Raw genomic sequence first — 15,897 nt, 5'->3', positions numbered from 1 at the left:
AGATCCGCACTTCGGGCTTAACCCCGTGACCACCGCGTTCCGGACTGATTTCCGCTGACCGGAGGACTGGCAAGGAAACGCTAGCTTGGAATCGAGCTAAGATGAACAAATTAAAGGACGCTTTTCTTCTGGTCAGTAAAATACCAAAAAACGGCACCCCAGAGACCGGGTGCCGTTTTTGAAGTTTTAGTTTTAGATGTAACGGACTGTGGCAAGTTTAATGATGTCGTTGACCCGTTTGGAATTCTCTTTGGATAGGACGATGCCGTTTTCGCGGAGACATTTTGAGGCTTCGATACCGAAACGCATGAAAACGTAGTCCGGGCGGCCGGACTCATTACGAATGAGTTCGTCGTAGTAACGTTTGATTAAGGCGCGAAACGGGGCGTCTTTGACTGGGTCTAAGTCTTTAACGACGTCGAGCATGAGGCCGGTAGCGACTATGACGCGGTCGTGGCCGGTACTGTACCACTTGGTAGATTTGGTATTATTGAACGTTGACACTTTTGAAGATCCCCCTCGGTGTAACCACCACGTTAACCGTGACCGTGACTTGACCGGCTGGGCCAGCCCTAATAGTTCATCGGCTGAAACGCCGAATAGTCCGGTTAACGTGACCAAACTTTCCAGGTCGGGGTAGCTTTTCCCCCGTTCCCACTTGGAAATCGTTTGACGGGTAACGTTTAGTTGATCAGCAAGTTCTTGTTGTGACCAAGGCCGTTGCTCCCGCAGTCGTTTTATTTGTGATCCAATTGGTACTTTCACCATACGTCGCCCCCGTTGAAAATAACAGCCTTTAGCCCGCAACGATTCGTTGCATCGCCGTTAAACCGGGACGCAACGGACCGTTGCGGTACTGACTTTAGTATCCGCGCGCATTTGGCACGCAACAAAAAACGCGTTTAGGCGCTTGGTCTAAACACGTTTTACATTTAACTTAAATTATCCGTTAACGGAGTAGTTTGGCGCGTTCTTAACGATTTGAATTTCGTGAGGATGCGATTCACGTAACCCGGCACCGGAAATTTCAACGAATTGAGCGTTCTCAATCAACGCATCGATGTCCTTGGCACCAACGTAACCCATCCCGGAACGTAAGCCACCGAGCATTTGGAAGATAATGTCGTTGACGCTGCCTTTGAATGGCACGCGCCCTTCAACTCCTTCTGGAACTAACTTGTTGGCTTCGTTAACGCCGCCCTGGAAGTAACGGTCAGATGAACCATGAGCTTGTGACATGGCCCCAACGGAACCCATACCACGGTAGAACTTGTATTGACGGCCATCGTCGAACACAACTTCGCCAGGTGCTTCGGACGTACCAGCTAACATGCTCCCTAACATAACGGCGTTCCCACCGGCAGCTAAGGCCTTAACGATGTCACCAGAGTACTTGATCCCACCATCGGCAATAATCGGCTTCCCGTATTCACGGGCAACACTGGCTGCATCGTAGATCGCCGTTAATTGGGGAACCCCAACGCCGGCAACCACGCGGGTCGTGCAGATTGAACCAGGGCCGATTCCAACTTTAACGACGTCGACGCCGGCGTCAAATAACGCGCGGGTCCCTTCGGCAGTCGCCACGTTCCCAGCAATCAACGTTTGCTTAGGGAAGTGTTCGCGAATTTCCTTAACTTTACGGAGCACACCAGCGGAATGACCGTGAGCCGTGTCGATGACCAACGCATCGGCACCAGCTTCGAACAACGCCTCGGCCCGTTCAAAAGTATCGCTCGTCACACCAACGGCCGCAACGGCTAGTAAGTGGTTATTGGCATCAACGGCAGCGTGAGGATGGTCGGCGTCCTTTTCAACGGCCTTGACCTTCTTAACTTCACCTGCTTGAGCTTCAATGCTGAGGTTCTTATGGATGACGGCTAAGCCACCTTGGTTGGCCATCGCGATTCCCATTTCGGCTTCCGAAACGGTATCCATCCCCGCACTAATAATTGGGATATTAAGTTGCAAATTATCCGCAAGCTTTACACCTAGATTGACTTCATTCGGTAAAACATGACTTTCAGCCGGAATTAATAGTACATCATCGAACGTATAACCTTTTTTTCCAAACTTTGTATCCCAATTAGACATTGAACGTTAGCTCCTTATGGTTTTATTTTTATCTGTAAAGGTACCAAATACTGCCGTTAAATGCAAGTGTCACGCTAAAATTTCAGCGTTTTCTTATTAACGTAGTCCCTTGGTTTACGTGGATTTACGCCGCTAACCTGACCAGGTTAAAAAAACAGCGCTCACCACTTTTGTATAACTAAAAAATCCCTAGCACTCACGGCGCAACCGTAACTACTAAGGACTTATAATGATTTAATTTATTTGCGTCGCCACAAGCTTAAAACATACTGGTCGTAATGTTGTAACGCCGCTTGAGCCACATCCGTAAGAAGAAGACGACGACCGCGATGATCAGGTAGGCGACACCGGAAAGGATCGGGTTCCAAGGTCCCTTAACTAAGGAAACGGTGGTAAAGACGAACATCCAGGCAACGACCGCCAATACGGACCAGCCAATCTTTTTCCACAGGGAAACTTTTGGTTGCCCCTTGGTTGGTGCCAAGTATTGGAATAACTTGGTCACACCAAGCCCACCAACGGCCGACGTTAAGATAATCGCAGTCAAGCCCATCGCGCCCTGTGAATTCTTGTCAGTATCGGCACCGATTAAGCCCATGATCCCGTACATTAAGCAGAAGATCATGAAGAGCATTAGTCCGTTATCTAACGAAGAAATCCAGTAATTGGCCTTTTGTTGCTCAACCGGCGTCTTTTTCGGGTGCAGAATTTCTTCAGTGCGTTCTTGGACCGTCCCGTAAAGTTGGCGGGCGGTCGTACCACGACCCTGTTCAGCTAATAAAGTGGTCGTCATTTCATCTAGGACGGCCTTCTTTTTTTCACCGCTTAAGTCGGTCGCGTTCAACGACTTGCGCATTTGGCGCATGTATTCCTCGTTACGCTTGGTCAATTCGGTCGCTTCGCGAATCGGCCGTTCAGCCGCCTTGATTTGCTTAGCACCAGCCGCAGCGTTACGCGGTTGTTTTGGGGTTTCACTTTCACTCACGAGTTAATTCTCCTTTCAGCCTTAAACGTTGAAGCGGAATTCGACGATGTCACCGTCTTGCATGACGTAGTCTTTACCTTCCAACCGTAGCTTCCCGTTTTCCTTAACTTTAGCTTCCGAACCAGCTTCGTCCAACGCATCGAACGACATCACTTCCGCACGAATGAACCCGCGTTCAAAATCGGAGTGAATAATCCCGGCAGCTTGAGGGGCCTTAGTCCCGCGTCTAAAGGTCCAGGCACGGGTTTCCTTGCCACCAGCCGTGAAGAAGGTTTCGAGCCCTAAGAGCTTGTAAGAAGCCCGAATCAGCTTATTCAATCCGGGTTCGTCAACCCCTTCAGCAGCCAAGAAGTCGGCTTTGTCCGCGTCATCTAACTCGGCAATTTCTTCTTCGGCTTCCGCAGCGACGCCAATCGCTTGGGCGCCTTCCTGCTTGGCATAGTTTTCGACCACTGGGAAGTATTTCGAACTTTCTGGGTCGGCCATGTCGTCTTCAGCAATGTTCGCCACGTAGAGTACCGGTTTCGAAGTCAGTAAAAATAACCCCTTCACGATTGGTTGTTCGTCATCGCTAAAGTCCAGTGAGCGTACTGGCTTACCGGCTTCGAGGGCTGGCTTGATCTTTTGTAAGACGGCCAGTTCAGCCTTAGCTTCCTTATCGCTCCCCTTGGCAGCGCGTTGTACCTTTGCCAACCGCTTGTCAACGGCTTCCAGGTCGGCGAGACTGAGTTCCAAGTTAATGGTTTCAATGTCGTCTTGCGGATCGACCTTACCAGTGACGTGGGTAATGTTATCGTCGTCAAAGGCCCGCACAACGTGGACGATGGCGTCAACTTGGCGAATGTTCTCCAAGAACTTATTCCCTAAACCTTCACCCTTGCTGGCACCCTTAACGATCCCGGCGATATCGGTAAATTCAAAGGTCGTTGGTACGACTTTTTTAGCCGGAATAATTTCTTGAATCCGATCCAAGCGGCTGTCCGGAACCTCAACCATCCCAACGTTCGGGTCGATCGTCGCGAATGGGTAGTTGGCCATTTCGGCGCCCGCCTTCGTAATTGCGTTAAACAATGTGGATTTACCAACGTTTGGTAACCCAACGATACCTGCTGTAAGTGCCATATCGGTTATTCACTCTTCCTTTAAAATAATTAAGCTTGGTCAGCTTTCTTTTCCAAAACTTTCTTTAACTTCTTATTGAACTCGCGGCGCGGCATCATGACCACGTGACCGCACCCGGTACATTTGATCTTAATGTCGGCCCCCATCCGGGTAATCTCCCAGCGGTTGACCCCGCATGGATGGGCTTTCTTCATTTCGACAATATCACCTAAATCATACATGCGCAACGCCCCTTCATAAAATAATTAATTTAAATTGATATCCAACAATTCTAAAATCCGGGTCAAATCATCGTTTGATAAGTACGGAATTTCAATTTTACCCTGGTCCTTCTTATTGGCCTTGGCTTGAATTGAAACCACCGTGCCGAATTTCTCTTGCAACTGTTCTTCACTAGCCCGAATATACGGCGACTTTTTCACCTTCACCGGTTTGGCGGGCTTGGTCGCGTCACCGTTATAGCGGGCAACGATTTGCTCAAGTTGCCGAACCGTCAAATGGTCCTTAACGGCGCGTTTAGCGAGCGGCGTGACCTTGGTCTTGTCTTTTAACGACAACAACGTCCGGGCCTGCCCCATCGCTAACTGGCCCTTTTGAATCAGTTGCTTAACTTCGGTCGGTAACCCTAATAACCGTAAGTAGTTGGCGATGTATGGGCGACTCTTGCCCAGCCGCTTAGATACTTCGGCCTGGGTCAACTTCAGCTTCTTCATTAACGATTCGTAAGCTTCGGCTTCTTCCAGCGGCGTTAAATCTTCACGCTGCAAGTTTTCCAAGACGGCAACTTCCATCATCTGTTCTTCCGACATGTCGCGTACGATGGCCGGAATCGTCGTCTGGTTAGCGAGCTTCGACGCCCGGAAGCGTCGTTCGCCGGCAATGATCTCGTAGGTCTTGACGGCCTGGTCCGGTTGGCGAACGATGATTGGTTGGAAGACGCCGGACTTCGCAATCGAACTCGCCAGTTCCTTTAGCGCGGTCTGATCGAACTTGCGCCGTGGCTGGTACGGGTTAGCACGAACGGCGGTCAGTTCCAAGTCAACAACGGTTTCTTCGCTGGTCGGTTCGTCAACGTCGGCAAACAGCGCCCCGATGCCGCGTCCCAGCGCCTTATTCTTATCCTTACTTGCCATGGGCAGCCAACACTTCCTTTGCTAAAGCTAAGTATACTTGCGCACCCTTCGAGCGGGCATCGTAATCAATAATTGACAGCCCGTGGCTCGGCGCTTCTGATAACCGCACGTTGCGCGGGATAATCGTATGATAAACGGCATCCTGAAAATACTTGCGAACTTCTTCGTTAACCTGCGCGCCCAAATTGGTACGGGCGTCGTACATCGTCAACAGCACGCCTTCAATTTTCAGCTGCTTATTAAAGTGCTTTTGAACGAGCTTAACGGTGTTCAGTAACTGACTGAGGCCTTCCAAAGCGTAGTATTCACTTTGAACCGGAATCAGAATCGAGTCACAAGCCGTAAACGCGTTGATCGTCAGTAGTCCTAACGACGGTGGGCAGTCGATCAGTACGAAGTCGTAGTCGGCCTTCACCTCGTCAATGGCGTCTCGTAGACGGGTCTCGCGGGCCATCATCGGCGTAAGTTCGATTTCCGCACCGGACAACTGAATGGTTGCCGGTACAATGTCTAACCCCGGATGACTCGTCGGTAAGATCGTCTCTTTAATGGGAACGTCGTTGATCAGCACGTCGTAAATTTCATGTTCGATCGTTGATTTTTGAATCCCCAGGCCGCTAGTTGCGTTCCCCTGAGCATCCGTGTCGATCAATAATACTTTTTGGCCAAGTTCCACGAGGCTCGCACCTAAGTTGATGCTCGTCGTGGTCTTGCCAACGCCACCTTTCTGGTTAGCGAGTGCAATTACGGTTCCCATGATTACTTACCACCCCTTGGTTGATTTTTTGGAATATCAATGGTGATGCGGTAACCGGTTTCTGTTTCTTCCTCGTGAGTTTTCACGGTTAAGCCGGCATCGTTGACCATCTGAATTGATTTTTTAATGGTGTTGACCGCGATCCGGGTATCGCCACTAAGGCCGCGTCGACGTTGCTTTTTCGGCTTTGCCGGTCTTGCAGTTTTAGTGATCAGCTGCTCGGTCTCCTTAACGGTCAACTGCTTTGCGACCACCGTCTCGAGGACGGCCGGCTGTTGGTCGACCGGTAAATTTAAGAGTGCCCGGCCGTGCCGTTCGCTGATTTCTCGTTTTAGTAACGCTTGTTGAACCGGCTTCGCCAATTTTAATAACCGTAACTTATTAGCCACAAACGACTGGCTCTTGCCTAACTCTTGCGCCAGCGCCGCTTGAGTCAACTGGTTAAGTTGCATTAATTCGTGGTAGGCGCTCGCCTCTTCAATGGCCGTTAAGTCTTGCCGCTGCAAGTTTTCAATCAGAGCCATCGAGGCGGTCTCATTATCATCCATTTCTTGAATGATAGCCGGGATATCCTTCCAGTGAAGCGTCGTAATGGCACGAAAACGGCGTTCGCCGGCGATGATTTCGTATTTTTTAGGTTCGTATTCCCGTAATACGATTGGCTGCAACAAGCCGTGGGCCGCAATCGTCTCCGCTAGTTCCGTAATGCCCGCAGGATCAAAAACTTGGCGGGGTTGGAAACGGTTCGGAATAATGGCGGTCACCGGCACGCGCACGATTTGTTGGTTGTGAGTTGGCGCGTCGGTCGTTTTGTGCTTATCACGGTTCGAACCAAACAACTTAAATGCCATTTCATACCCCTCCCAAATTATGCTTTAGCCGTTAACGGCTGTTTAGCCGGCGTTCCCGGCTTGCGGGGATACCGCTTTGGCGTCGGTTGTTGCTTAGCGATGACGATAATGTGCCGCGGGTCACCAGTTTCGGGCAGTTCAAAGGCTTCGTCCGCACTGATTTTGCCGCCCAACACTTTGACGGCGTACGTCCCCTCAGCCGTTTCGGCCCGGGCATTGGCGGCCTTTAGCGCCACCATCTGCCCACCGACCTTAACTAACGGTAAGCACAGTTCGCTCAAAACTGACAGGCGGGCAACCGCGCGGGCCGTCACCAGGTCATAGCTTTCACGGTGCGGTGACCGTTTACCGGCAAAGGTTTCGGCGCGGTCGTGGTACAGCGTCACGTCCGTCAGCCCCAGTTCATCGACTAACCGTTGCAAAAAGTTAATGCGCTTGTTGAGCGAGTCGACGATTGTCACTTTTAACTGGGGAAAAACGATTTTCAACGGGATCGACGGAAACCCGGCCCCCGCACCCACGTCACAAACCGTTAACGGGGCTTCACGAATGGCCGGAACGTAAAATGCCGGGGTGATTGAATCGAAGAAGTGCTTTAAATACACTTCCGGTTCGGCGGTAATCGTCGTTAAGTTAAACTGCCGGTTCGTCTCGACCAGCAACTTAAAGTAGGTTGCAAATTGGGCTAACTGTTCAGTCGTCAGCACGATGCCGTGCCCCGCCAACGCCCGTTTAAATTCTTCTGGATTCATCTTGAAAGCTCCTTAATTAAGGTCGCGTTTACCTTACACTTGTGAAACAAACCGAATGTTTCACGTCACCTCATAACTTTAACTTAAATACGGCTTAAAATCAATGCGTGCGCTTGTTGGCCAAGCCAGCGCGACCCCTTGAACGTACTGGGATTACGGTCGCCTATTCCGATTCAACTAAGCGTAATTTTTTTCGCCTCCAACGCAATAAAATACGGCAGTTCCCGCGCTGATTCTCGCGACAACTCCCGTATTTTTAATAGATCCTTTTAATTCGTAATTGGCATTACCAAACGAACAACCCAACGACTCCGGCGGATAACAGTGAAACCAGGATCCCGGAAATTAACATGTAGCCAACGTTCCGTGAAATTAAATCGTTCTTTTCGCGGTCAACGATTCCCTTGAACGCCCCGATGATCATCCCAATGGTTGAGAAGTTCGCAAAGGACGTTAAGAAGACCGTTAAGACGGCGCGGAAATGCGGTGTAAAGTCGTTGACCTTACTTGAAACTTCACCCATGACAACGAATTCGTTTGTCACCAGCTTAGTTCCCATGTACGAAGCCATTTGGAAGGCGTCGCTCGGGTTGAATCCGAGTAACCAAGCAAACGGGAACATGATGACCCCGAAAATATTTTCCAATGACAAGTTACTGTTGATTAAGCCTAACAGCTTATCGATCAACTTCGCTAAGGCCACGAAGGCAATAACGTTCGCGGCGATAATTAAGATCAGGCGTCCGGCGCCTAAAATTGAATCACCTAAGAAGGAGAAGAATGGTTCGCGGGCTGGTTTAGCCTGCTTAACTTGTTCGTTCGCTAAGTCTTCTGAACCACTTTCAGTCGTTGCCGTTGTTTCTTCAACGGCCGCACTACCAGAAATCTTGGCAATCGTATCTTCTTCCGGCTTAACGTCGACCGGATTTAAGATGGCTGCGATGATGGCCGCGTTCAACACGTTCATCGGTACCGCCGTTAAAATAAATTGCCCGGGCATCATCTTAATATATGCCCCTAATATTGACGCCGTCACACAACTCATCGACATCATGGCGATCGTTAAGTTCCGTTGCGCCTTCATTTGTTTCAATTGCAATTGGGAAACGGCTAAGGCTTCCGTGTTCCCCAAGAACATCATTTCAACAACGAAGAACGATTCGAACTTTGGTTGACCCGTAATGTAAGCCAAGCCCCGGCCGACCCATTTAATAATCCATGGTAAAACGCCGATATAAGTCAGAATATCAAACAATGGCACAATCAATAAGATTGGTAATAACGAGCTTGTGACGAAGTCCATTTGCTTAACGTTGACCCAACTAGCCAATGCAAATGAGATCCCATCATACGACACGTTAACGAGCCAAGTGAATCCGTCGGCAGCGGCTTTGACCGCGTTGACCCCGACTTGTGAACCCGTCAAGAACCATGCTAATAATACTTCTAATACCAACATGATACCGACTGAACGCCAATTAATGGCGTGCTTTTGCTTGGAGAATAAGTAGGCGATCGCAATGAAAACCACGATCCCGATAATATTAACCACCAAGTTAAAGACCATGTGAATAATCCCTCTTCCCTATAAGTGATAAATCAAAAATGATAAAAACTACCTTTACTAATTTACCATGTTTGAAGGTGGTTGTGGGGCATTTTTTAAGAAAATATTAAGTACACCGATTAGACCGTTCCAATTGTTGTAATGGCGCCATCCAAAGGGGGTTCACGATTTATGAAAATAGTGATAATTTTAGTACGGTATTTTCATAAATAAAAACTAATTGTTTAGATAACAAAAGACCCGACCAATGATTTGGCCGGGTCTCCTTAAAGGTATCAGTCTTGTGCTCCGAACAGGGCAGAGACTGATGCTTTAAGATTCGATGTGGTACTCAAAAAGCATCACCCCCTTTCGTTATTTGCCCGTACTTTAACCCCATTTTGAACCAACGTCAACTAATTGGTTCGGAAAAATCACAAACGTGGTATGATAGACTTCCTTGGCAGGGGCACCCGGCTCAGTTGCCGGTGTACTGCAACCCGATTGTGGGGTTGGGCGGTCGTCAGTGACGGCCGTTTTTTTATTGCCATTAGCCCACCCTTACCATTATTAGTAGGAGTTGATTTTTGCTAGAGCGGTTGCAAGTTCTGAGCGACTACGCTATTTTTAGAGTGAACGCTTGAAGAAAGATAGGCTAAAGATTATGAAATCCACGACAAAACAAATTTTGACCGGGATTGCCTGGTTCGCCATTTTGCTCGCCGTGATTGGTGGCACGATTCTCTGGCAACACCAGGTACTCAAACCGCGCCACAGCATGAGTAGCAGTATTACGGTGTCCTCAACGGAACGGGTGCCCTCGCTATTGATTCTCGATTCGCACCTCAGTCAGGATCAACAGCGTCAGTTGATTGCCACCATGCAGCGCAATATCGGTACCCAGTCAACGCTAATCATCGAGGCCCTCAGTTCCGGTACGATTCGTTTCAGTGGTCAACTCCGCGATGCGGATACTCGCCCATACTTAAAACTCCAGCTACCGGCGCAGGCAAGTACCGCTGAAAAGGTCCGCTTGATTAAGCAGACGCTGACCGTGGCCAAAAAGCAGCTGCATTTCACCCACTATAACCTGATTGGCTACGGTGAAGGTGGTCTACTCGCGACCCACTTTCTCGAAAGTGCCCCGACTAGCTTGGCACCACGGAACTTCGTTGCCATCGCGACCGCCTTTAATGGTACTAGTACGACCAACAACTCCCAGAAAAAGACTGCGGTCACCCGTCATCAACGCAACGCCGAACTCAGTGAACTGATCAAAAACCGGCGGGCCATCAACGCCAAGGTGCGGGTCCTGGTCATCGCTGGTAAGCACCGCGGTAGCACTAACGGTGACGGCGTCGTACCACTTCAAAGTGCGTTGGCCGCCCAAAGTATTTTCAAACCAACCGTCACGACTTACCAACAACACGTTATCCAGGGCTACAAAATTAACCACACCGGTATCCTTGAAAGCTGGAAACTCGGTAACTTTATCCACGGCTTTATTAATTAAGGCGTATCAAGCCTGCTGAACCAAAAAATACGGAAGATTACTCAAACAAGTTTTCGAGCAATCTTCCGTATTTTTTTGGTACGTGTTGTTGGTAATTGAGCCGAAACGTGCGCCAAAAGTCAGCTGGCTCCGCTTAACCCCGTAAGTCCAATAATCCAAGCCCAGGATTATTCGCCTCACGCCGTTAATGCTCACCAACTACCCGACTTTTGTCCCACTCTCAATTCCACAACATCCTATCAGGGTACGCCGTGGTCAAAAATTGCTTGATGGCGCGAATCATGACGGCGGTCGACGGCGCGGTCGCCTGGGTCTTATTTGCCACCAGCGCAATCTCACGGTTATACGGTTCCGCGAACGCGTAGGTGTTAACGTCACCCGTCAGTTTACGGAGCGCCAACTGCGGTAAAATTCCCATTCCGAGACCAGATTCTACCATTGAAATAATTGACTGGTCATCGATTGAGAAGTGTAAGTAGTTATTCGTGACGTGGTAATGGTCCAGCGCGAGCTTGGTATCCCGGTCGTAGTCACTTTGTTGCAAAATGAAGTTTTTGTCCGCTACGTCGTCGGTCGTAATGAAGTCGCCGTTTTCCGGCACAAAATCTGCCGGCGTGACGCAGTAGATCGGGTCGTTAATCAGCGGGTGGACTAACAAATTCTCACTGACCGGCATCGAGGTAAAACCGATATCGATCGTCCCGATTTTGGCCCAATTGGTTATTTCATTAAAGTTACCCTGAACGACCGATATTTTAATATCCGGATATTGATGATTAAATTGACGGATAATTTGTGGCAGCCAGTTGATGCAAACACTACTAAAACCGCCGATTCGGACCGACCCCGAATGGAGCCCCTGGATGTTATCAGCCACCTGTCTTAGGTTACTTTCCGTATTCAAAATTTCCTGAACGTACGGCAAAATTTGCCGGCCGTCACTGGTCAATTCGACCCCCGAACGATTGCGGATAAAGACCGGGAATCCCAGTTCCTTTTCCAACTGGTTAATGGAATGACTGACCGCACTGGGCGTGACGTTCAGCGTTGCCGCCGCCTGATAAAACGTGTGCTTGGCAACCACCGTCGCAAAGACCTCGTAAGAAAAATTAGCCACCTTAAATCCCTCCCGTTAGATGAATTATCATCACTTAATACTGAAAAAGTTGAGTTTTACTAATTTCAGTTCTCATTCTATCATAGTCATAATCAATGAACCAAAGAATTTAAACAAACCAGTGGGGGAAGCAAACATGAAGAATCTTTTTGCTGAACGCGTCTTAAGAAACGATACTTCCGACTTAAATGAAATTTTTAAAAACAGTCGTAATCCGGAAAACATTTCCTTTGCTGGCGGTTTTCCGGACAAGCAGCTATTTCCAACTCAAGCCCTGAAAGCGGCTTACGCTCGAGCAATCGACCAAGCCGGACCCGCAATCTTTCAATACGCTTCAACCCAGGGCCTACTCAGCTTGCGGCAAAAAATTGCGGACCGGATGGCGACGCACGCCGGTGTTCAGGCGACCGCAGCTAACGTCATGCTGACGCAGGGTGGCCAGCAAGCCATTGACCTGGTCGCCAAGCTCTTCTTGAACCGCAGCGACGCGATGGTCGTTGAAGGACCAACTTACATGGGCGCCCTAGCCGCTTTCGATACTTACGAACCGACTTACTACGAAGTCCCGGTCGATAAGCACGGAATGGACACCGACCGCTTACGGACAACCTTAGCGGCCCACCCCGAAATCAAACTGATCTATACCGTCCCTGATTTTCATAATCCAACCGGGACGACGATGAGTGCCAAGCGGCGGCAAACTTTAGTCGCCTTGGCCAACCAGTACAACGTCATGATTTTGGAAGACAGCCCTTACCGCGACTTACGTTATAGCGGGAAAGCCGTTCCGGCCATCAAGCACTACGATACCGAGGGCCGGGTCATCTTCATTTCAAGCTTTTCCAAAATCTTATCACCCGCACTGCGGACTGGCTGGATTGTGGCCGCAACGCCGGTAATGGACGCACTCGTCGGATTAAAGTCCGCGATTGACGTGCAGTCACCTAACGTCACCCTGGCCGCGATCGACCAGTACCTGGCTACTAACGACATCGACGCCCACATTGCGACCATCAATCAGCAGTACCGCGTCAAGCGCGACGCCATGTTACGGGCGCTCGACCGCTACTTTCCAAGTACCGTTAACTACACGCGGCCGGCCGGTGGCTTCTTCATCTGGGTCACCTTACCGGCGGGCATAGACGCGCAGGCCCTTTTACGCGACGTGGTCTTACCACAAGCCCACGTGGCGTACGTGCCGGCGTCTTGCCAGTTTGCGAGCCGACAAGTCAAGAACGGGTTCCGGTTGAATTACACCAGCTTATCCACCGCCGATATTACTTCGGGTGTCCAACGGCTCGGCCGGATTTTACAAACGCAACTAGCAGTTGCACCTCAGCCGAAACTTTCTTTCCAATTCTGACGTACTCAATGGCCAGCCAAACGGATTTTCTTCCGTTTGGCTGGTTTTTTGGTGATTAGAACTGAACCTCACCGTTAAAAAGGCGTTAACTTTGTATAAATCGACTAATATCGCGGAATCACCGCGTTTGACAGCCCGCCAGCCGTTCGCTAAACTTACGCTAGCCACAGTAACTTCTAATCAATAGTACTTATTTTTTGTTAACAATTCGAATTTCGGATAAACTAGGTAACGTTGCAAAAAAGTGTAGGAGGAATTCTTTCATGAAAACATGGGTGAAAAAGCTTGGACTCGCTGCCTTTGGTTTAATTTTAGCCGTGACGCTGACCGCGTGCGGGAGTAAATCGACTAGCAGTAATGGGAGTAACGAGTTAAGTTTGCAAAAACCGGGGACCCTTACGATCGGGCTCGAGGGGACTTTCCAACCGTACAGTTATCGTAAGGACGGTAAACTTACGGGCTTTGAAGTTGAATTAGGCAAAGCAATCGCTAAGAAGATGGACTTAAAAGCGAAATTCGTACCGACTAAGTTCGATTCACTAATTGCCGGCTTAAACGTTGACAAGTACGACGTGATTTTAAATAACATGGCGATCAACAGTCAACGGAAGAAGAAGTACCTGTTTTCCACGCCATACATCTATTCCAAGGCCCAGTTAGCCGTTAAAAAAGATTCCAGCATTAAGAAGATTACCGACATCAAGGGTAAAAAGGTGGCCCAAACGACCACCAGTAACAACGCCGCCGACGCCAAGCGCTTAGGCGCCACCATTACGCCAACCGATGGCTTCCAGCAATCGATCGACCTGGTGACCCAGGGCCGCGCCGTCGGAACGATCAACTCCCGGGAAGCCTTTTACGCCTACTTGAAGCAAAAGCCGAAAGCCAACGTTAAACTGATCGATGCGAGTGATCAAATCGACGCCCAAGAAATCGCGCCAATGATTTCTAAAAAACATACTAAGTTACAAAAGCAAGTTTCAAAGGCCGTACAAGAACTACGTAAGGACGGTACTTTAAAGAAACTTTCCAACAAGTATTTCGGTGGTAACGTCACTGATAAGTAACCACTTCCGTCGGGCGACCGGCGGCTACATAGCACCATAATCTTAACCTAGGAGGCCCTTCATGGAGTCAATTTGGCACATCATTGTTAGTTCCGCGCCACAAATCGCCGCGGCCGGTTTAAAGTACACGATTCCAATCGCCATTATTTCATTTATTATTGGATTAATTTTAGCCATTCTCACCGCGCTGGTAAAATTATCACCTAAGCGCGGCTGGTTCTCGATTTTAAAGGCCATCGCCTACTTCTACGTCTGGCTTTTCCGGAGTACGCCACTGCTAGTTCAACTGTTCATCGTCTACTTCGGCTTACCGTATTTAAAGATTCAGGGACTGTGGCCCAACGGTATCCAGCTTGATCCGTGGACGGCCGGAATCGCGACCTTTTCCCTGAATACCGGGGCCTACTGTGCCGAAACCATCCGGGCAGCCATTTTATCGATCCCGCAAGGCCAGTGGGAAGCCGCCTACTCGATTGGGATGACCAAGCCGCAAGTCTTAAAACGAATCATTTTACCGCAGGCGGCCCGTGTTTCCTTACCGCCGTTGTCCAACAGTTTCATTAGCCTCGTCAAGGATACCTCGTTAGCCGCTTCAATTACGATTATCGAAATGTTTGAAGTCAGCCAACAAATTGCCGCTGAAAATTACCAACCACTGGTCATGTACACGTTAGTCGCCGCCTTTTACGCGGTCATGTGTACCGTCCTTAGTTGGGGCCAAGGTTACTTGGAAAAACGGACGTCGCGTTACTTGCGGCCATTAAACTAAGGGGGGGCCCACATGATTAGCTTAGAACATCTCAACAAAACGTTTGGTAACCACCAAGCCCTAACCGACATCAATACGACCTTTAACGCCCACGAAACGACCGTCATTGTCGGTCCTTCCGGTTCGGGTAAGTCAACATTGTTGCGGTCACTCAACCTACTAGAACGACCGGAAAGCGGAATTTATCACTTCAATGACGATAACATCGACTTTGCCAAGCCGCTCAGTAGTAAGACGATTTTGAACGTTCGGCGTAAAACGGGAATGGTCTTTCAGGATTACAACTTGTTCCCACACCTCAGCGTCGTTAAAAACGTGATGGAAGGGCCGATCCAAGTGCTTAACCAAAAACCGGACGCCGCTAAGCAAACCGCACTCGACTTGCTGGATAAAGTCGGTCTGGCCGATAAAGCCGACGCCTACCCTGGGCAACTGTCCGGTGGTCAGCAACAACGGGTCGCCATCGCGCGTTCGCTGGCGATGAATCCCGAATACATCCTGTTGGACGAGCCAACCAGCGCGTTGGATCCCGAGCTCGAAGCCGGCGTCTTGCGCGTGTTACTGGCACTTGCCAAGGAAGACGATTCGATGATCATCGTCACCCACAACATGGAATTTGCCCGCGCCGTGGCCGACAAGATCCTTTTCGTTGAAGACGGTAAAATCTTGTTCGACGGTACACCGAGTGAATTTTTCAAACAACCGACTCAACGCATCGCCGACTTCTTAGCGGCGATGACCTTCACCACCATTTCAGATAAAGCTAAATAAGTAAGTTAGCCCCGTTTTCCCGCTGGAAACGGGGTTTTTTGACGCCTTCAATTAGCT

16 protein-coding genes are annotated in these 15,897 nt (G+C 49.5%); 5 read left to right on the top strand and 11 right to left on the bottom strand.

Annotated features, from left to right (window positions below; translation table 11 throughout):
- Positions 1-192 precede the first annotated feature (192 nt).
- From FFM82_RS04060 to FFM82_RS04015, 10 genes are all read right to left on the bottom strand, one after another.
- The gene (locus FFM82_RS04060) at positions 193-768 is read right to left on the bottom strand and encodes a helix-turn-helix domain-containing protein (protein WP_137644595.1); all 576 of its coding nucleotides are present in this window, start codon (positions 766-768) and stop codon (positions 193-195) included.
- A 174-nt stretch (positions 769-942) separates the two neighbouring features.
- Positions 943-2,094 (bottom strand): IMP dehydrogenase, encoded by a 1,152-nt coding sequence (guaB, locus tag FFM82_RS04055; protein WP_137644594.1) that lies wholly within the window; start codon positions 2,092-2,094, stop codon positions 943-945.
- 259 nt (positions 2,095-2,353) lie between these two features.
- Positions 2,354-3,079 carry a DUF1129 domain-containing protein gene (locus tag FFM82_RS04050; RefSeq protein WP_137644593.1) on the bottom strand — a complete coding sequence of 242 codons (726 nt, stop codon included), beginning with the start codon at positions 3,077-3,079 and terminating at the stop codon, positions 2,354-2,356.
- 21 nt (positions 3,080-3,100) lie between these two features.
- Complete coding sequence (ychF, locus tag FFM82_RS04045) at positions 3,101-4,201, bottom strand: redox-regulated ATPase YchF (RefSeq protein WP_137644592.1); 1,101 nt, start codon at positions 4,199-4,201, stop codon at positions 3,101-3,103.
- Between the two features lie 29 nt (positions 4,202-4,230).
- Entirely contained in the window at positions 4,231-4,422 is a 192-nt protein-coding gene (locus tag FFM82_RS04040; protein ID WP_125072820.1) for a DUF951 domain-containing protein, read from the bottom strand.
- Positions 4,423-4,446: 24 nt separating this feature from the next.
- The gene (locus FFM82_RS04035) at positions 4,447-5,334 is read right to left on the bottom strand and encodes a ParB/RepB/Spo0J family partition protein (protein WP_137644591.1); all 888 of its coding nucleotides are present in this window, start codon (positions 5,332-5,334) and stop codon (positions 4,447-4,449) included.
- A complete protein-coding gene (locus FFM82_RS04030) occupies positions 5,324-6,091 on the bottom strand; it encodes a ParA family protein (protein WP_137644590.1) in 768 nt (255 codons plus the stop codon). Before FFM82_RS04030 ends, FFM82_RS04035 begins: the two co-directional genes overlap by 11 nt.
- A gap of 2 nt (positions 6,092-6,093) precedes the next feature.
- The gene (noc, locus tag FFM82_RS04025) at positions 6,094-6,942 is read right to left on the bottom strand and encodes a nucleoid occlusion protein (protein ID WP_137644589.1); all 849 of its coding nucleotides are present in this window, start codon (positions 6,940-6,942) and stop codon (positions 6,094-6,096) included.
- A 17-nt stretch (positions 6,943-6,959) separates the two neighbouring features.
- Positions 6,960-7,694, bottom strand: coding sequence for a 16S rRNA (guanine(527)-N(7))-methyltransferase RsmG (rsmG, locus tag FFM82_RS04020; RefSeq protein ID WP_137644588.1), 735 nt, complete (start codon positions 7,692-7,694; stop codon positions 6,960-6,962).
- A gap of 286 nt (positions 7,695-7,980) precedes the next feature.
- Complete coding sequence (locus FFM82_RS04015) at positions 7,981-9,261, bottom strand: NupC/NupG family nucleoside CNT transporter (protein WP_137644587.1); 1,281 nt, start codon at positions 9,259-9,261, stop codon at positions 7,981-7,983.
- A 643-nt stretch (positions 9,262-9,904) separates the two neighbouring features.
- Between FFM82_RS04015 and FFM82_RS04010 the strand changes: the two genes are divergently transcribed.
- Positions 9,905-10,753, top strand: a complete 849-nt coding sequence (locus FFM82_RS04010) for an alpha/beta hydrolase (protein WP_137644586.1) — start codon at positions 9,905-9,907, stop codon at positions 10,751-10,753.
- A gap of 220 nt (positions 10,754-10,973) precedes the next feature.
- Here FFM82_RS04010 and FFM82_RS04005 read toward each other — a convergent pair whose 3' ends face one another.
- Complete coding sequence (locus tag FFM82_RS04005; RefSeq protein WP_137644585.1) at positions 10,974-11,870, bottom strand: LysR family transcriptional regulator; 897 nt, start codon at positions 11,868-11,870, stop codon at positions 10,974-10,976.
- Positions 11,871-12,006: 136 nt separating this feature from the next.
- Here FFM82_RS04005 and FFM82_RS04000 point away from each other — a divergent pair, with 136 nt between their 5' ends.
- The 4 genes from FFM82_RS04000 to FFM82_RS03985 all read left to right on the top strand — a co-directional run bounded on the left by FFM82_RS04000 (position 12,007) and on the right by FFM82_RS03985 (position 15,840).
- Positions 12,007-13,233 carry an aminotransferase-like domain-containing protein gene (locus FFM82_RS04000; RefSeq protein ID WP_137644584.1) on the top strand — a complete coding sequence of 409 codons (1,227 nt, stop codon included), beginning with the start codon at positions 12,007-12,009 and terminating at the stop codon, positions 13,231-13,233.
- Positions 13,234-13,496: 263 nt separating this feature from the next.
- Entirely contained in the window at positions 13,497-14,300 is an 804-nt protein-coding gene (locus tag FFM82_RS03995; protein ID WP_137644583.1) for a transporter substrate-binding domain-containing protein, read from the top strand.
- Positions 14,301-14,361: 61 nt separating this feature from the next.
- Positions 14,362-15,069, top strand: coding sequence for an amino acid ABC transporter permease (locus FFM82_RS03990; RefSeq protein WP_137644582.1), 708 nt, complete (start codon positions 14,362-14,364; stop codon positions 15,067-15,069).
- A 12-nt stretch (positions 15,070-15,081) separates the two neighbouring features.
- Positions 15,082-15,840 (top strand): amino acid ABC transporter ATP-binding protein, encoded by a 759-nt coding sequence (locus tag FFM82_RS03985; protein ID WP_137644581.1) that lies wholly within the window; start codon positions 15,082-15,084, stop codon positions 15,838-15,840.
- Positions 15,841-15,897 lie beyond the last annotated feature (57 nt).

The sequence above is a fragment of the Lactiplantibacillus plajomi genome, from assembly GCF_005405405.1.
GTDB classification, from domain to species: Bacteria; Bacillota; Bacilli; order Lactobacillales; family Lactobacillaceae; genus Lactiplantibacillus; species Lactiplantibacillus plajomi.
Note: the sequence above shows the minus strand (reverse complement) of the source record. Positions and strands in the feature narration are given on the sequence as shown.

Bases quoted from the DNA above. Each gene is read 5' to 3' on its own strand.
- FFM82_RS04060 (WP_137644595.1), bottom strand. From the start codon at position 768: ATGGTGAAAGTACCAATTGGATCACAAATAAAACGACTGCGGGAGCAA.
- guaB (WP_137644594.1), bottom strand. From the start codon at position 2,094: ATGTCTAATTGGGATACAAAGTTTGGAAAAAAAGGTTATACGTTCGAT.
- ychF (WP_137644592.1), bottom strand. From the start codon at position 4,201: ATGGCACTTACAGCAGGTATCGTTGGGTTACCAAACGTTGGTAAATCC.
- FFM82_RS04040 (WP_125072820.1), bottom strand. From the start codon at position 4,422: ATGTATGATTTAGGTGATATTGTCGAAATGAAGAAAGCCCATCCATGC.
- FFM82_RS04035 (WP_137644591.1), bottom strand. From the start codon at position 5,334: ATGGCAAGTAAGGATAAGAATAAGGCGCTGGGACGCGGCATCGGGGCG.
- FFM82_RS04030 (WP_137644590.1), bottom strand. From the start codon at position 6,091: ATGGGAACCGTAATTGCACTCGCTAACCAGAAAGGTGGCGTTGGCAAG.
- noc (WP_137644589.1), bottom strand. From the start codon at position 6,942: ATGGCATTTAAGTTGTTTGGTTCGAACCGTGATAAGCACAAAACGACC.
- rsmG (WP_137644588.1), bottom strand. From the start codon at position 7,694: ATGAATCCAGAAGAATTTAAACGGGCGTTGGCGGGGCACGGCATCGTG.
- FFM82_RS04015 (WP_137644587.1), bottom strand. From the start codon at position 9,261: ATGGTCTTTAACTTGGTGGTTAATATTATCGGGATCGTGGTTTTCATT.
- FFM82_RS04010 (WP_137644586.1), top strand. From the start codon at position 9,905: ATGAAATCCACGACAAAACAAATTTTGACCGGGATTGCCTGGTTCGCC.
- FFM82_RS04000 (WP_137644584.1), top strand. From the start codon at position 12,007: ATGAAGAATCTTTTTGCTGAACGCGTCTTAAGAAACGATACTTCCGAC.
- FFM82_RS03995 (WP_137644583.1), top strand. From the start codon at position 13,497: ATGAAAACATGGGTGAAAAAGCTTGGACTCGCTGCCTTTGGTTTAATT.
- FFM82_RS03990 (WP_137644582.1), top strand. From the start codon at position 14,362: ATGGAGTCAATTTGGCACATCATTGTTAGTTCCGCGCCACAAATCGCC.
- FFM82_RS03985 (WP_137644581.1), top strand. From the start codon at position 15,082: ATGATTAGCTTAGAACATCTCAACAAAACGTTTGGTAACCACCAAGCC.